Source organism: Geothrix alkalitolerans (genome assembly GCF_022808885.1).
GTDB lineage: Bacteria > Acidobacteriota > Holophagae > Holophagales > Holophagaceae > Geothrix > Geothrix alkalitolerans.
On sequence record NZ_JAKZLE010000005.1, the window covers coordinates 200,308 to 215,164 of the forward strand.

The 14,857-nt window shown below is 68.7% G+C and carries 14 protein-coding genes and 1 pseudogene; 7 read left to right on the forward strand and 8 right to left on the reverse strand.

The window, feature by feature from the left end; all coding sequences use genetic code 11:
• Positions 1-2: 2 nt before the first annotated feature.
• From MLJ35_RS11480 to rimO, 6 genes are all read right to left on the reverse strand, one after another.
• Positions 3-557 (reverse strand): phosphatidylglycerophosphatase A family protein, encoded by a 555-nt coding sequence (locus MLJ35_RS11480; protein ID WP_243384454.1) that lies wholly within the window; start codon positions 555-557, stop codon positions 3-5.
• Positions 558-736: 179 nt separating this feature from the next.
• Positions 737-1,981 carry an ABC transporter permease gene (locus MLJ35_RS11485; RefSeq protein WP_243384455.1) on the reverse strand — a complete coding sequence of 415 codons (1,245 nt, stop codon included), beginning with the start codon at positions 1,979-1,981 and terminating at the stop codon, positions 737-739.
• Positions 1,978-2,652 (reverse strand): ABC transporter ATP-binding protein, encoded by a 675-nt coding sequence (locus MLJ35_RS11490; protein WP_243384456.1) that lies wholly within the window; start codon positions 2,650-2,652, stop codon positions 1,978-1,980. The genes MLJ35_RS11485 and MLJ35_RS11490 overlap by 4 nt, the downstream gene beginning before the upstream one ends.
• A gap of 165 nt (positions 2,653-2,817) precedes the next feature.
• Positions 2,818-5,007 (reverse strand): DUF5916 domain-containing protein, encoded by a 2,190-nt coding sequence (locus tag MLJ35_RS11495; RefSeq protein WP_243384457.1) that lies wholly within the window; start codon positions 5,005-5,007, stop codon positions 2,818-2,820.
• An 81-nt stretch (positions 5,008-5,088) separates the two neighbouring features.
• Entirely contained in the window at positions 5,089-5,373 is a 285-nt protein-coding gene (locus MLJ35_RS11500) for a hypothetical protein (RefSeq protein WP_243384458.1), read from the reverse strand.
• A gap of 67 nt (positions 5,374-5,440) precedes the next feature.
• Positions 5,441-6,820, reverse strand: a complete 1,380-nt coding sequence (rimO, locus tag MLJ35_RS11505; protein ID WP_243384459.1) for a 30S ribosomal protein S12 methylthiotransferase RimO — start codon at positions 6,818-6,820, stop codon at positions 5,441-5,443.
• Positions 6,821-6,919: 99 nt separating this feature from the next.
• Here rimO and MLJ35_RS11510 point away from each other — a divergent pair, with 99 nt between their 5' ends.
• The 3 genes from MLJ35_RS11510 to MLJ35_RS11520 all read left to right on the forward strand — a co-directional run bounded on the left by MLJ35_RS11510 (position 6,920) and on the right by MLJ35_RS11520 (position 9,371).
• On the forward strand, positions 6,920-8,533 hold the full coding sequence (locus MLJ35_RS11510) for an adenylate/guanylate cyclase domain-containing protein (RefSeq protein ID WP_243384460.1): 1,614 nt from the start codon (positions 6,920-6,922) through the stop codon (positions 8,531-8,533).
• Positions 8,534-8,656: 123 nt separating this feature from the next.
• The gene (locus tag MLJ35_RS11515) at positions 8,657-8,947 is read left to right on the forward strand and encodes a DUF4190 domain-containing protein (RefSeq protein WP_243384461.1); all 291 of its coding nucleotides are present in this window, start codon (positions 8,657-8,659) and stop codon (positions 8,945-8,947) included.
• 13 nt (positions 8,948-8,960) lie between these two features.
• The gene (locus MLJ35_RS11520; RefSeq protein ID WP_243384462.1) at positions 8,961-9,371 is read left to right on the forward strand and encodes a DUF2752 domain-containing protein; all 411 of its coding nucleotides are present in this window, start codon (positions 8,961-8,963) and stop codon (positions 9,369-9,371) included.
• On the opposite strand, the gene dcd is transcribed toward MLJ35_RS11520, so the two are convergent.
• The gene (gene dcd / locus MLJ35_RS11525; RefSeq protein WP_243287026.1) at positions 9,372-9,899 is read right to left on the reverse strand and encodes a dCTP deaminase; all 528 of its coding nucleotides are present in this window, start codon (positions 9,897-9,899) and stop codon (positions 9,372-9,374) included. It abuts the gene before it with no gap.
• Positions 9,900-9,901: 2 nt separating this feature from the next.
• Positions 9,902-10,882, reverse strand: a complete 981-nt coding sequence (locus MLJ35_RS11530; RefSeq protein ID WP_243384463.1) for an FHA domain-containing protein — start codon at positions 10,880-10,882, stop codon at positions 9,902-9,904.
• Between the two features lie 164 nt (positions 10,883-11,046).
• Here MLJ35_RS11530 and MLJ35_RS16245 point away from each other — a divergent pair.
• The 4 genes and pseudogenes from MLJ35_RS16245 to proC all read left to right on the forward strand — a co-directional run.
• Positions 11,047-11,619, forward strand: a pseudogene (locus MLJ35_RS16245) (GTP-binding protein); the annotation flags it as partial.
• 412 nt (positions 11,620-12,031) lie between these two features.
• A complete protein-coding gene (gltX, locus tag MLJ35_RS11540; protein WP_243384464.1) occupies positions 12,032-13,504 on the forward strand; it encodes a glutamate--tRNA ligase in 1,473 nt (490 codons plus the stop codon).
• Positions 13,504-13,848: a hypothetical protein gene (locus tag MLJ35_RS11545; protein WP_243384465.1), complete on the forward strand. Its 345-nt coding sequence runs from the start codon at positions 13,504-13,506 to the stop codon at positions 13,846-13,848. Before gltX ends, MLJ35_RS11545 begins: the two co-directional genes overlap by 1 nt.
• A gap of 185 nt (positions 13,849-14,033) precedes the next feature.
• Positions 14,034-14,849 carry a pyrroline-5-carboxylate reductase gene (gene proC / locus MLJ35_RS11550; RefSeq protein ID WP_243384466.1) on the forward strand — a complete coding sequence of 272 codons (816 nt, stop codon included), beginning with the start codon at positions 14,034-14,036 and terminating at the stop codon, positions 14,847-14,849.
• Positions 14,850-14,857 lie beyond the last annotated feature (8 nt).

The following is a 14,857-nucleotide window of genomic DNA, read 5'->3' on the forward strand; positions in this document are numbered from 1 at the left end:
CTTTAGATCTTCAGGTGAGCCACCAGCCACCGGTCCAGGGGCCAGGCGATGAGCGCCGCGAGGAGGCCCGCCAGCACGTCGTCCGCCACCACGCCCCAGCCGCCGGGCAGGTGCTGGGCGCGGTCCACCGCACCTGGTTTCCAGATGTCGAAGAGCCGGAAGAGCAGGAAGGGCGCCACCAGCCGCGCCGCCCAGAGGCTCCAGGGCTGCGGCTGGACCGTCCCCGTGAACAGCAGGGGCGTGAGGGCGATCCAGATGCCGGCCCATTCATCGGCCACGACGAACGAGGGATCCTTCTGACCGGTCTCCCGCACCACGCCATCCGCCGCCCAGACGGCCATCAGGGTGAGGGCCAGGGGCGCCGCGGGGAGCATCCAGGACGGGAGGGCCCAGCCGCGGACGACCCACACCAGCAGGAGCCAGGCGGCCAGCCCGGCCAGGCTGCCCCAGGTGCCCGGGGCGGGTTTCAGGTAGCCGCTGCCGAAGCCCGTGGCCAGCCACCAGGCGGGGCGAGGCGCCTTTCGTTGAGTGGGCCGGTGCGGTGGGTTCGGTTCCATGAATCCATGGTAGGGCACCGTCCCACTTCGACCCATGCATGCATGACTCTGAGCCGCCTCGGGTCCCGACTTCGCAGGCTGCCCCGCAGCCTGCTCCGACCCACCCGGGCGTGACTCTGAGCCGCCTCGGGTCCCGACTTCGCAGGCTGCCTCGCAGCCTGCTCCGTCACCCGAGGGGCTCAGACATGTCTCAGCGCCTCCACGATGCGGAGCTTCGCGGCCTTGAGGCCGGGGAACAGGGCACTCACCTGGAGCGTGGCCTGGAGACCCAGGGCCACCACGAGATAGACGCCGGGCACGAGATGGATGTCCAGCTCGTAGCCGTGGCTGGTGCCGGGCGGGGCGGGCATCTGGAGGTGCAGGGCATTGAGGCCCGCCCGCAGCAGCAGGGTGGCGACCAGGCCCATGGCACTGCCGAAGAGGCCGAGGAAGGCGCCCTCCCACTGGAGCAGGGCCAACAATTGGCCGGGCTGGAGGCCCATGGCCCGCAGCACACCGAACTCGCGGACGCGCTCCATGACGGACATGAGCAGGGTGTTGGCCGTGGCCAGCAGGACCACCAGGAAGAGCACAAGACCCATGAAGCCGAAAATCGCGTAGTAGAGCAGCTTCACCTGCCGGTAGAAGGAGGCCAGCTCGAACCAGGGCCTTACGGTGGTTTCAGGCAGCAGGGCCTGGAGCCGCGCCTGCTCGGCACCCGTGTCGCCGGGGCGCTTGAGAACGATCGAGAGCCGCGAGCGCGCCGGACCGGCGTCCAGCAGCTGGCCTGCGGTGGCGAGGCTCACGGTGAGAACCCGGTCGTTCAGCTCCTTCAGCCCCTGGTCCTGGAGGCCGACGACCTCCACGTCCACGGCGTTCAGGGCGCCGTCCCTGGTGGTGGACATGAGGGTGAGCAGGCTGCCCACGGAGGCCCCGAGGCTCCGGGCCAGGCCCGTGCCGAGGATCACTTCACGGGCCGCCGGATCGGCGGACAGCCAGCGGGAGCCCCCGCCGCCACGAACCTTGGCCCCGTCCTTGAGGGAATCGAGGCAGGCCATGTGCTTCGGCTCCAGAGCCGGATCCACGGCGGTGCCCAGGAAGGCCACGCTCTTGGGGCCGCTGCTGAGCAGGCCCATGAACTGAATGCGGGGAAGCACCTCCGCCACGGCGGGGTCCTGCCGCAGCCGTGTCGCCAGCGCTTCGCCGTCCGGCAGGGCCTTCTCCAGGCTCTGGGCTTCGTCACCCTCCAGAGCGCCAGGGGCCATCACCTGGAGATGTCCCAGGCCACCGCGAATGGCGCCATCGGCGAGGCCCTGGAAGGTCTGAGCCATGAAGCCCCCGGCCAGGCTCAGGGCCAAGAAGCCTGCCACCACCACCATGAGCGTCAGCGCCGTGCGCCGCCGCTGGCGCAGCAGGTTCCGCAGGGCCAGCCGGGCGAGGATCACCGGTGCTCCTCTTCGATGAGCCGCCCGTCGGCAAGGCGGAAGACGTGCTCGGCCCGGGCGATGACGGCGGGGTCGTGGCTGGCCACCAGGAAGGTGGTACCCCGCTCGGCGGCCAGCTCGGCCATGAGGTCCATGAGGGGGCCTCCGTGGGCGTGGTCGAGGCTGGCGGTGGGTTCGTCCGCCAGCACCAGGAGGGGATCGGGAGCCAGGGCGCGGGCGATGGCGGCGCGCTGCTGCTGACCGCCGCTCAGCTGGCCGGGGCGATGGTGCAGCCGGTCGGCGAGGCCCACGCGGTCCAGGGCGGCAGCCGCCCGGCGCCGAGCCTCATCCTCGGCCAGGCCCTGGAGCTGCAGGGGCAGCATGGCATTCTCCAGAGCCGTGAGCACGGGCACCAGGTTGAAGGCCTGGAACACAAAGCCCAGCCGGGTCAGACGGAGGCGGCAGCGTTCGCGCTCGGGGAGGCTGGACACCTCCTGTCCATCCAGGAAGACGGCACCCTCGTCGGGCAGGTCCAGCAAGCCCGCCAGCTGAAGCAGGGTGGTCTTGCCGCTGCCGCTGGGGCCCGCCAGCACCGCCAGACAGCCTTTCGGAACCGCCAGCGACACGCCGAACACGCCAGCGCGCTCACCGCCGAGTTCGTAGGCGCGGATGACCTCCCTCAGTTCCAGCATCCGCCCAGTGTACCTGTCCCTGGCACCGGCTCATGGATCGAAAAGGAATTCGGAAAGCTGAGGAAAGCGGAGGGGCTGGGGAGAGCGGAGAAAGGTTCTCTCCTCCGCTGTCCTCCGTGTCTCCGCTTTCCTCCGCGTTTAATATTCCTTTCCCCCGAGAGGCCTCTAAAACTGCATGGCGTAGGCCAGCTTGGCGAACACGCCGCGCTCCACCATGCGCTCGGTGGGCAGGATGGCGAGGGGATCGCGCCGCCGCTGGCCGGACCAGCCCAGGTAGGCGTTGGTGAAGGCATTGGGCTGCCAGCCCAGGAAGGCCTTGAGGAACTTGTCCACGCCGTCGATTTCGGAGCCGTCGTAGCGCACCACGAACGCCTGGGTTTTCAGGTAGAAGAACCGCGGCATCTGGTAGGTGGCCGTGGCCGCCAGCTTCCGCGCCCGCACGAGCCGGAGGTCGTCGGACTCGCGATCCAGCACGGTTCTCTGGGCCGAGAGGTCGTAGCTCAGATCCCCGACCGCGCCGTGGGAGCTGAAGCTGACCGTGTGGATGCGCGCCGGGGCGCCAGAAGCCAGGTCGATGGTGCGTCCGCGGACGACCCGCGCCAGCATCTGTGCCCAGCTGAGCTTCTTCCAGCTCAAGGCCATGTTGAGGTTGCGGGTGGCGTTGGAGGTTACCTCGTCATCCGCCCAGGTGCGCCCCGCGATGTCCCAGTCCAGGCTCCAGGCCCACCGGTCGGCGGTTTCCACATAGGTGCTCAGGCCCACGGCGCGATCGAAGGGATTCCCGTCCCACCACACGAGGCGCCGGGCGCGCAGGTAGAGGTTCGCCTGGGAGAACTTCCCGCCGTTCCAGTTGCCCTGCCAGCCGAAGGTCCCGTTCTGCTGGCGGTAGCCCCGGAGATCCGTGAAGCCCGAGACCAGCACCAGGCCGGGGCTGGTGGTCTGGCTGACGGCGCTGGCGAACCAGTGGCGGGTGTTCCAGTCCAGCTCGGCGGAGGTGGAGGTCCCCCGCTGGGAGAGGAGGCTGCCATCGGCCTGGGGCAGGCGCGAAGTGGCGGCCATGGCGCTGCCGATGACGTGGAACTCGGAGCCCAGGTACTGATCCAGGTAGATGCCGCCGCTCTGGCCGCCGCTCAGTCCGCCGGCGGCGTCCGGCCCGCCCTGCAGGCGCTTGTCCGTTCCGAGGACGGAAAGGCCCGAGCCGCGACCGTCCAGCTGGAAGCGCAGCGCGGCCGCCGTGTCGCGGGTGGGCAGGCCCTCGACGCCCTGGGCGCCGTTGGCGCTCAGCATGAGGCCGCCGTCCTCGTCCTTGGCGTGGAGCACGGTCCAGCTGGCCAGAGAGCCCTGGCCCGAGGCCTTGAGGCCGTACAGGGGGCTCTGGATGGAGCGGCTGAAGAACTGCCGCTGGGCCGCGGGCGGGGAGAGCAGGTCCATGCCCTCCAGGAAGAAGGGCCGGCGCTCGGGATAGAACACCTTGAAGCGGCTGTTGATCTGAAGCGGGTCCACGTCCGCGTCCGCCGTGGCGAAGTCGGGACGGTAGGTGCCTTCGAAGGTGAGGGCGGTGGTGGCGTAGCGGACATCCATGCCCAGGCGGGCCTTGGATTCCACGGGCGCCGCCGGGTTGGTCTCCAGCGACTGGGTGCGGGTGTAGGTGGCGAAGGGGATCACGAGGAAGGGCGAGCCGGGCTTGTCCACCGGGGCGCCGGAGACCCGCGCCATCTGGCAGATATCGCACTGCACGTCCTTGCTCATGCGCGGCCAGGAGATGCCGTAGCGCCGCTCCCGGGGGATGATGCGCAAGATGCGGAGGGCCCAATCGCCGGGCCGCCGGCGCAAGCTGCTGTAGGGAATGCGCATCTTCACGACGTAACCGTCCGGCGTCAGCACGCCGGTGGAATCCCAGAGGCAGTCGTAGGAGGCGTTCTCGCCGGTGCTGTCCGTCATGATCTCGTCGATCTGACCGCCGAGCGGCGTGACGAAGAAGCGGGCGATGCTCTGGCCCTTGCCGGAGGGATCCAGGTCCACGCCCACGAAGTCGAAGTCGCCGTTGTTGGTGTCGCGCATGTGGTGGGCGGCGTGAATCTTCGAGGGCTCGGGATCCTTCGCTTCCACGGCCACGTAGAGGGCATCGGGACCCCAGCCCACATGGACGATGGTGGGCCAGCGGTTCTCGCCCTGGTCGTCCGGCATGATCATGCCGAACTCCGTGATCACCAGGGCCTCCTTCCAGGTGGAGAGGTCCGCGTCCCGGGTCATGGACGGCGCCTGGGCCAGCCGGGGGATGGCCAGGTGGGGCGGGTTGGGTGCCTGGGAGGCCAGGATGGGCAGACAGGCAAAGGCCGAGACCGGATGGCGCATGAAAGATCCCTGAAACGGTTCCTATGGCCTACGAGGGACTTCGGAGATCCGTTTAGAACCCTCGGCCTGACTCCTTGGGGTTCAGCGCTTGGCGGGAGCCGGCGAGGCCGCGGGTTTGGCGGCCTTGCCCCGGGGGTCGTCCGGCTTGGGGCCGATGGCCTTGGGATCCTTGGCCCGGGGATCGTCGGGTTTGGGACCGATGGCTTTGATGTTCTTGCCCTTGGGATCGTCCGGCTTGGGGCCGATGGCCTTGGCCTTGGCTTTGGCCGGGGCCGGGGCCTGGGCGGGCAGGTGGGCGGCCTGGAGGGCGGCGGCCACGATCAGGCCGATGGGGAGGGCGGAAGCCAGAAGGGCGGGAGGACGCATGAAAGCTCCTGGGCGGCTGGGTTGGGAGGTCGAGCCCCAGGTTAACCGCGTCCAGCGCGGAACCTCGTCAGGTCCGGTTCCGGGCGAGGAACGATTGCTCGTAGGCCGCCGTGCTCGCCTCGAGGCCGCCCTCTTCGACCTCGCCGATGAGGTCGTAGGCGTGCGCTTTCACGATGCGAACCTTCTGGATGGTGTTCACCTGGGGCGTCCCGTCCACCAGCAGTACGTTGCCGTCGATGTCCGGGGCCTGGCCCTGGTGGCGGCCCTTCACGATGAGGTCGGTCTCCTCGTGGGCGCCCTCCACCAGCACGTCGATGACCTGGCCCACCTTCTCCTGGTTCTTCTCGCGGGCGATCTTCTGCTGCAGTTCGAGGATGCGGCGCTTGCGGGCCTCCTTCGTGCGCTTCGGCACGGGGTCGCCCAGGCCGTAGGCAGTGGTGCCCTCCTCGGGGCTGTAGGTGAAGACGCCCACATGGTCGAAGCGGGCCACCTTCACGAAGGCTTTCAACTCCTCGAAGGCGGCCTCGTCTTCGCCGGGGAAGCCCACGATGAAGTTGGAGCGGATGGCGATGCCCGGCACGATGCGGCGGACTTTTTCAATCAACTTCAGGAACTGGGTCCGGCTGCCGCCCCGGGCCATGGCCTTGAGGATGGCGGCGTCCGCGTGCTGAAGCGGCATGTCCAGGTAACGGGCGCAGTTGGGTGTCTCGGCCATGGCGTGCAGCAGGCCGTCCGTCAGGCGGTTCGGGTAGGCGTAGTGGATGCGGAACCAGCGCAGGCCCTCCACCTTCCCCAGGGCGCGCACCAGCTTTTCGAGCGCGTCCGGATCACCGAAGTCGCGGCCGTAGTCCGTGGTGTCCTGGCCCACGAGGCTGATCTCCAGCACGCCCTGGGCCACGAGGTTGCGGGCCTCGGCCACCACGCTCTCGATGCTGCGGCTGCGCTGGCCGCCCCTGAGCTGGGGGATGACGCAGAAGGCGCAGGCATGGTCGCAGCCCTCGCTGATCTTGAGGTAGGCGCTGGCCTTGGGGGTGGTGAGCATCCGGGGGCTGGCCTCGGTGTAGAGGTAGTCGGGATTGGGATCAAGCTCGTAGGCCGCGCTGGCGCCGATGACCTCGGCGATCTGCTCGATGTCCCGCGTGCCCAGGCAGGCGTCGATCTCGGGCATCTCGGTCATGAGCTCGTCGCGGTAGCGCTCCACCAGGCAGCCGGCGACGATGAGCTTCTCGCAGGCGCCCTCTTTCTTCATGGACGCGGCCTGGAGGATGGCCTCGACGCTTTCCCGCTTGGCGGCGTCGATGAACCCGCAGGTGTTCACCACCAGCACCTGGGCCTCCTCCAGCACGGGCGTGATCTGGTAACCCTTCAGACGCAGGTGGCCCAGCATGACTTCCGAATCCACCAGGTTCTTGGGGCAGCCCAGGGACATGAAACCGACTTTGGCCAATGGACCTCCATCCACCATGCGGTGGAACCTCATAGAATACCGCGCCCGGCCGATGAGGTCAGCAGCCCCATGCTAGACTCACCTCTCCCCGGTCCCCACATGAAGCTCACCCTCCAGGTTGACGGCGCCTTGCATCCCGTGACGCTCACGGAAGAAGGTGTGACCCTGGGTCGGGGCGACCAGGCCACCATCCGCATCCAGGCCAATGCGGTCAGCCGGGTCCATGCCCGGATTTTCCTCAAGGATGGCCAGCCCCACGTCATGGACATGAAGTCCCTGAACGGCACCACGCTCAACGGGGCGGCCCTGGCCGAGCCGGCGCCTCTCCATCCCGGGGACACGGTGCTCCTGGGCGAGGCCGTGGTGCGCTGGATGCCCGAGCCGGTGCCCGGATCTCCGACGCAGGGCCTGAACCTGCTGGCTCGCGGCGCCGCCCCGAGGATCTCCCTCGAGGACCGCGCCTTCGATGCCTCCGGCTCGATCCTGGTGCCTCACGCCAGCCTGGAGGCCATGCTGGCGCAGGCCGGCGGCCAGCACCCCGCGGGCGATGCCGTGACCTTGTTCCAGCGACTGGCCGGCATGGCCGGCACCCTGCTGCGGGCGGCGGGCCTGGCGGAGCTGCTCGAGTCCGTGATGGGCCTGGTGACGGCCCAGATCCCCTGCCAGCGCGGCTTCATCCTGCTGGCGGATGCCAGTGGCGAGCTGGTGCCCGAGCTGGTCTGGGAGGAGCAGGCGGGCCAGAACGCCAATCCCATCAGCCGCACCATCGCCCGTACGGCCATGAAGGACCGGGTGGCCATCCTCACCACGGACGCCCGCATGGACCCCCGCTTCAGCGCCGGCGAGAGCATCAAGATCCACGGCATCACCTCGGCCCTCTGCGCGCCCCTCATCGTGGAGAACCAGGCCCTGGGCGTCATCTACCTGGAGACGAGCCTCAGCAAGGGCGGCTTCAAGCGGGAGGACGAGCACCTGCTGAGTGCCATGGCCAACTTCGCCGCCGTGGGCATCCAGCGCGAGCGGGAGGCCAAGTTCCGCCAGCGCCTGGAGCGGTACCACAGCCCCGCCGTGGTGGACCAGATCCTCAAGTCCAGCCAGAGCAAGGAGGCCCCGGCCCTCCAGGCCCAGCGCTGCCAGATCAGCGTGCTCTTCGCCGACATCTCGGGCTTCACCCGCATGAGCGAGGGCATGGAGCCGCTCGTGCTGGCGGGCATCCTCAACCGCACCTTCGAGGCCATGACGGACCAGATCTTCAGTCGGGGCGGCACCCTCGACAAGTACATCGGCGACGCCATCATGGCCTTCTTCGGCGCGCCCAATCCCGATCCCGACCATGCCCGCCACGCCGTGGAGGCCGCCGCGGCCATGCAAGAAACACTGCGGGCCCTGAACGAAGCGCGGCCCGAGGGCTACCCCGAGCTGAAGATGCGCATCGGCATCAACAGCGGCGAGGCCTTCGCGGGCGACATCGGCTGCGAGAAGCGCATGGACTACACCGTCATGGGCAGCACCGTGAACCTGGCCTCCCGCCTGGAGAGCGGCGTGGCCAAGCCCGGCCAGATCGTCGTCGGGCCCCGGACGGCGGAGCTGGTGGGGCCGGCCCGCCTGCGGCAACTGGAGGGCTCCCTGCTCAAGGGCATCGAGCATGAGGTGCGCCCCTTCGAGGTGCTGTGGGAAGAGGACCGGCCGACGGTGGGAACGGGAAGAGCTTGAGGCGATTCGGCGGCCGGGCCTGTCCAAGCCCCCTGGCCAAGTCCCCTGGAATCCCCTTAGACTGGGCGCATCCCCAACCCCTTTCCGGGTCAGCCCCGGTCTCATCTGCTCCCAGGAGCCCCCATGAACGACTACACGTCTGCCGCGCCGGTGAAGGCCCACCGGGGCACCATGCTGCTGGTGTTCGGCATCCTCGGCCTCCTTTGCTGCATCATCTTCGCCATCCTCGCGTGGGTCATGGGCAGCAATGATCTCAAGGCCATGGCCGAAGGCAGGATGGACCCCAGCGGCGAAGGCCTCACCAAGGCCGGAAAGATCCTCGGGATCATCGGCTGTGTGCTGGGCATCCTCGGCCTCGTCTGGGCGGTGTTCTTCGGCGGCATGGCCGCTCTGGGAGCGATGAGCCACCACTGATCCGGAACCCCCGGTGCGGTTCCACTGGGAGCGCTCTTCTCGGCTGCCGCGGCCCCCATGGTGGGCCGCTGCGCTGGTGGGGTGCTGGCTCCTGCTGGTGCTGGGGGGCGTACTGGTGGAACGGCGGGGCGCCCCCTCCGTCGAAACCTGCCTGTTCCACCGGTTGTCCGGCCACCCTTGTCCTACCTGCGGCAGCACCCGGGTGGTGCTGGCCTTCACGCGCGGGGACTGGACCGGGGCCCTGCGCCTGAACCCCCTGGTGGCCCTCGGCCTGGGGCTGGTGTTCCTGTGGCTGCTGACCCGGCTGGCCACGGGGCGGACGCTGCACATGACCGCGTCCCTGCGGGAACGGGGGGCCCTCCTGGCCGTGGGGGTCACCCTGCTGCTGGCCAACTGGATCTGGGTGCTTCAGACCCAGCCCTGATCATTCCTTCACGAAATCCTTCCACAGCATCGACGGCTGGATGCCGGAGTTGCGCTGGTACTTGCCGGACTCGTAGCTCTCGTACTCGCCGCTGACCGTGTGGTAGAAGATCTGGCAGATGCCCACGCCCGCGTAGATGCGGACGGGCTGGATGCAGCTGATCTCCAGGGTCCAGAAGCCGCAGAAGCCGATGTCGCCGAACCCGGCGGTGACGTGCACGAAGAGGCCCAGGCGCCCCACGCTGCTGCGGCCCTCCAGCATGGGCACCATGCCGTGGGTCTCCGTGTATTCCAGCGTGCGCCCCAGGTAGAGCGTGCCGGGCTGGAGCAGCAGGCCCTCGGCGGGGATCTTCAGGAACTCGATGCCGTTGGGCTTGGCCATGTCGAGCTCGCGCTCGGTGTAGACGGCCAGGTCATCTCCCAGGCGCAGGTTGTAGCTGTTGGGATTCAGCTGGCGGTCGGACCAGGGATCGATGCGGATCTTCCCCTGGTTCCGGGCCTCGAGGATCTGCTTCCCGGTGAGGATCACCGTCAGCGATCCACTTTCAGCACTTCGGTCTTGGCCAGCATGTCGCTGAGGCTGATGCGCTCGTCGCCCTTCACGGCCAGGACGATGAGGTTGAGCGCGAGGATGTTGCCGATCTGGCGGAGGATGGCGGGGCCGAACTCGATGCGGCCCTGGGGCTGGCCCTCCGGCACCACCCGGAGCTTCATCATTTTCTTGCCGATGCTGGCGCCGTATTTCGAGACGCACCAGGGGATGAAGAGCCAGTAGTAGGCGAGCTGCGCGAGGACGCTGACGGGCACCAGGGCGCACCCGATCACGGGCACGTGGGACAGGACCATGAAGGCCATGGAGATGAGCACCGCGGGCACGGCGTCGATGAGGACGGCCAGGAGGCGGTTCACCAGGTCGCCGCGCTCGCCCACGGTCACGGCGTCATCGGGGATGGAGGGCAGGAGGGAACCAAGGAAGGACTGCTCGGGAGGCCGGTTGGGCGCTGTGGGCCGGGGCGCCGGCGGCGGGGCCACGGGCGGAACGGGCGGCATCACCTTGGCGGGCGTGGGCACGGGCCCGGTGGAGGGCTGGATGGGCACGGCGGGTTCGGCAGACGGGGCCTTCCCGGCATGGATGGCGGCCAGCTCATCCGCGGACATCCGCACGGTGCCGAGTGGGGGCTTGACCGCGCCTTCGCGGTTCACCGCCACCGTGGCGCCGACCTCGGACTGGGGATCCTGGAAGGTGAGCTGCACCTGGCCCAGGGTGATGCGATCCCCGTTCCGAAGGGGGGATGACTGCACCCGGTTGCCGTTCACGAGCACGCCGTTGCTGCTCTGGAGGTCCTGGATCTCATAGCCCCCGCTCACCTTGCGCAGGACGCAGTGATGGCGGCTGATGCTGGGGTCAGGGAGCCGCAGGGTGTTGTCCAGCTCGCGTCCCATGTGGACTTCTTCATCCACGATCTCGAATTCGCGGGTACCCGCGCTTTCGTGCACCAGCAGCTTGGCCATGGAAACCCTCGGGGAAGGTGGGATGGCGGGAAGTTTAGCGCATCCCTCCGCCATCGTGGCGGCTCATTGGGGGTGGAAGCCTCATATCGGTTCTTTCTTGACGGGTTTCGGTGGACCGGCCAATCTTCCCAGAAGATCACGCGAATGAATCGCGAGGGTGCAGCATGGTGCTTTTCAACGCGGCCACGAAGGAGTTGACGGCGAAGATCGTCTACTACGGGCCTGGCCTCTGCGGGAAGACGACCAACCTCCAGCACATCTACGACACGCTGCCCGGCGAGGGGCGCGGCAAGATGTTGTCGCTGGCCACCCAGACGGACCGCACCCTCTTCTTCGACTTCCTTCCCATCGACCTTGGGACCATCCGGGGCATGAAGACCCGCGTCCAGCTCTACACCGTGCCCGGCCAGGTGTTCTACGACGCCACCCGCAAGCTGGTGCTCCGCGGCGCCGATGCGGTGGTGTTCGTGGCGGATTCCCAGGCCCCGGCCCTGGAAAGCAACAAGGAGAGCTTCCAGAACCTCATCGCCAACCTCAAGGAACAGGGCACCGACCTGTCGAAGATTCCCCACGTCATCCAGTGGAACAAGCGGGACACACCGAACGCGCTGCCCATTGGCACCCTGGATAAGGAGATCAACCTCTTCGGCGTGCCCACCTTCGAGGCCTGCGCCATGCGGGGCGAGGGGGTCAAGGAGACCCTCTCGGGGGTGGCCCGCCTCGTGCTGAAGAGCCTCGCCGAGAAATATGGCGGCGGCGTGGTCGAGGAGCCCCAGACCGTCCTGACGGGCGGGACGCCGCCACCGCCACCGCCGCCGCCGACACCTGCCATGGATTCCAAGCCCCTGGAAGTGGAGGAGCTGTCCGCGGGCGAGCTGCTGGAGGAGATCGACGAATTCCCCGTGGACTCCACCTTCTCTCCGGCCCATGCCCCCGCCCCCACGCACATGCCCCACCGCAGCGTCGTGGAGGTGCCCATCGTGCTGGACCGCAGCCTCTTCAGCGGCGATTCCCCGGTGGAGATCAAGCTGAAGCTGTATATTAAATAAGCTGTCGGCCATCAGCTCTCAGCTTTCAGTCGGGCGCCGATGGCGCCCGCTGTTTTGTCTGATAGCTGACAGCTGACAGCTGATAGCCCGGAGCCCTTCCATGTCCCGCCAGGTCGTCACCCGCTTCGCTCCGTCACCCACCGGCATGCTTCACATCGGGGGGGTGCGCACGGCGCTGTTCTGCTGGCTCTATGCCCGCCGGCACGGCGGTAGGTTCATCCTGCGCATCGAGGACACGGACCTCTCCCGCAGCACCGACGACAACATCCGCATCATCGAGGAAGGCATGGCCTGGTGTGGCCTCGACTGGGACGAAGGGCCGGTCGCGGGCGATCCCGGCCAGTGGAAGGGCCCCCACGGACCCTACCGCCAGATGCAGCGCATGGAGCTGTACAAGACCAAGATCCAGGAACTGCTGGACAAGGGCCTGGCCTACCGCTGCCGCTGCTCCAAGGAGGCCCTGGACGAGCGCCGGAAGGCCGTGGAGGCCGCCGGCAAGGTCTTCCAGTACAACCGCGGGCTGGACGCGGGCAAGGGCTGCGCCGACGCGAACCATGACGCCAGCGAGGTCGCGGCCATCCGCTTCCGCATGCCTGTAGACGGCGACATCCTCGTGCCCGATCTCATCAAGGGCGACACCCGCTTCCCCGCGGAGAGCCTCGACGACTGGATCATCGCCCGCACCGGCGAGACCCCCGGCGAGATCGGCGTGCCCACCTACAACTTCTGCGTGGTGGTGGACGACACCCACATGGAGGTCACTCACGTCATCCGGGGCGACGACCACCTGAACAACACGCCCAAGCAGATCCCCCTGTTCGCCGCCTTCGGCTACGACCTCCCGGCCTTCGCCCACGTGCCCATGATCCTGGGTGCCGACGGCGCCAAGCTCAGCAAGCGGCACGGTGCCACCAGCATCACCGAGTACCAGGCCATGGGCCTGCTGCCTTCCGCCGTTCGGCTGGCCTTGGCCCGCCTCTCCTGGACCCCCAAGATCGACGGCAAGGCCGTGGAGAGCGCCGAGGAGGAGCTGCTCACGGACGAGCAGATGATCCAGCTCTTCGATCTGGCGGACTGCCAGAAGAGCGCGGCCCGCTTCGACATGGACAAGCTCCAGTGGCTGAACCAGAAGCTCATCCAGAGGGCGTCCTGGCAGGAGCTGGAGCCGCATCTCAGGCCCTTCGTGCCGGAGGCGTGGAGCGGGAAGCCCGAGACTTGGCGGGCCCAGGCCATCCAGGCCACGCAGAAGGGCAAGTCGCTGACGGACATGGCCGAGGCGCTGCGCTTCGCCTTCGAGCGGCCCACCGCCTTTGACGAAAAGGCCGTGGAGAAGTTCATGACGCCCGCCGTGAAGCCCGCCCTGCGGGAGGTCGCGGCCCTGGCCGACTACACCCACGAGGGCCTGGAGGCCGGCTTCAACGGCATCCTCGAGCGCCACGGCCTCAAGACCAAGGACCTGGCCCAGGCCCTGCGCGTGGCCCTCTGCGGGAAGCCCGTGAGCCCGGGCATCTTCGACACCCTCTTCCTGGTGGGCCGGGAGGAAGTGGGCGCGCGGCTGGAGCGGTGGCTCTGATGGATCTCCAGGAGTTCACCCACATCACCCTGGCCGTGCTGGAGGACCAGGGCGCCGAGGCCTATGCGCCCACCATCATCGCGGGCGATGCGGTCCAGGTGATTCAGGGCATTCCCGAGGGCATGGACCACCGGGAGGCCCTCCAGGAGACGGTCCTCCGCCTGGGTCTGGAGCAGGCCGACTTCTACTTCGGCGTGCGCTCGGGACCCGGCGAGATCACCACGGGCTTCCACACGCCGGTCGGCACGCAGTTCCAGCTCATCTCCGAGATGCGGCAGGGCTTCGTGGTCTCGGACCTGGGCGCCTGCCCCTGGTGGACCCTGGATCAGGGGCGGGACCAGTAGCGGTTTCCACCCGCCGGAAGGTCCGGAGGGGTTATAGTGATCCGCATGATCCACATCCCGGCCATCCACCCGCGCCCTAGCACCTTGCGTGCGGGGGGGAGTCGCATGATCGGCTGACCTGGATCCAGGTCCCGCCATCCACCCCCGCCCCTCAAGGCGGGGGTTTTCCGTTTCAGGGAGTCTCCATGAGCCGCCATCCCAAGCTCGCCATCCTCGGCTTCGGCACCATGGGCCAGGCCATCAGCGCCGGCCTGGTGGAGGCCTCGGGCTACCCGGCGGGCCGAATCCACGCGGCCACCCGGCATCCGGGCGCCGCGCGGGCCCGGGCCGAGGCTCTGGGCATCGCGCTCTCGAGCGACGCGGATGAGGCTGTCCGCCACGCCGAACTGGTGCTGCTCTGCGTGAAGCCGAAGGAGCTGAAGGGCCTGCTGGCGGGCCTCTCCGCCTCGGGGGCGCTGGACCACCACCCCCTGGTGGTCTCCATCGCCGCGGGCACGACCCTGGACTTTCTCGCGGCCCACACGCCTGTGGGCACCCCCCTGGTGCGGGCCATGCCCAACACGCCCTGCTCCATCCGCCGGGGGATGACGGTGCTGGCACCGGGGCAGGGGGTCACCGAGGCCCAGCTGGCCCAGGCCCGGGCTCTCTTCGAGCCCCTGGGCCGGGTCATGGACCTGGACGAGCGGCACATGGATGCCGTCACGGGCCTCAGCGCCAGCGGGCCGGCCTTCATGTTCGTCATTCTCGAGGCCCTGGCCGAAGGCGGCGTCCAGTGCGGCCTCCCCCGGGCTGTGGCCGTGGAACTGGCGGCCCAGATGACCCTGGGGGCCGCGTCCATGGTGCTGGAGACCGGCCGCCACCCCGCGGCCCTCAAGGACGATGTCACCACCCCCGCCGGCTGTACCATCGCCGGCCTCCTGGCGCTGGAGGACGGCCGCATCCGCTCCGTCGTGGCCCGCGGCATCGAGCGGGCGACGCAGGTGGCGGCGGGGCTGGGATAGGTCGCTCC

Bases quoted from the DNA above. Each gene is read 5' to 3' on its own strand.
- MLJ35_RS11480 (WP_243384454.1), bottom strand. From the start codon at position 557: ATGGAACCGAACCCACCGCACCGGCCCACTCAACGAAAGGCGCCTCGC.
- MLJ35_RS11490 (WP_243384456.1), bottom strand. From the start codon at position 2,652: ATGCTGGAACTGAGGGAGGTCATCCGCGCCTACGAACTCGGCGGTGAG.
- MLJ35_RS11495 (WP_243384457.1), bottom strand. From the start codon at position 5,007: ATGCGCCATCCGGTCTCGGCCTTTGCCTGTCTGCCCATCCTGGCCTCC.
- MLJ35_RS11500 (WP_243384458.1), bottom strand. From the start codon at position 5,373: ATGCGTCCTCCCGCCCTTCTGGCTTCCGCCCTCCCCATCGGCCTGATC.
- MLJ35_RS11510 (WP_243384460.1), top strand. From the start codon at position 6,920: ATGAAGCTCACCCTCCAGGTTGACGGCGCCTTGCATCCCGTGACGCTC.
- MLJ35_RS11515 (WP_243384461.1), top strand. From the start codon at position 8,657: ATGAACGACTACACGTCTGCCGCGCCGGTGAAGGCCCACCGGGGCACC.
- MLJ35_RS11530 (WP_243384463.1), bottom strand. From the start codon at position 10,882: ATGGCCAAGCTGCTGGTGCACGAAAGCGCGGGTACCCGCGAATTCGAG.
- gltX (WP_243384464.1), top strand. From the start codon at position 12,032: ATGTCCCGCCAGGTCGTCACCCGCTTCGCTCCGTCACCCACCGGCATG.
- MLJ35_RS11545 (WP_243384465.1), top strand. From the start codon at position 13,504: ATGGATCTCCAGGAGTTCACCCACATCACCCTGGCCGTGCTGGAGGAC.
- proC (WP_243384466.1), top strand. From the start codon at position 14,034: ATGAGCCGCCATCCCAAGCTCGCCATCCTCGGCTTCGGCACCATGGGC.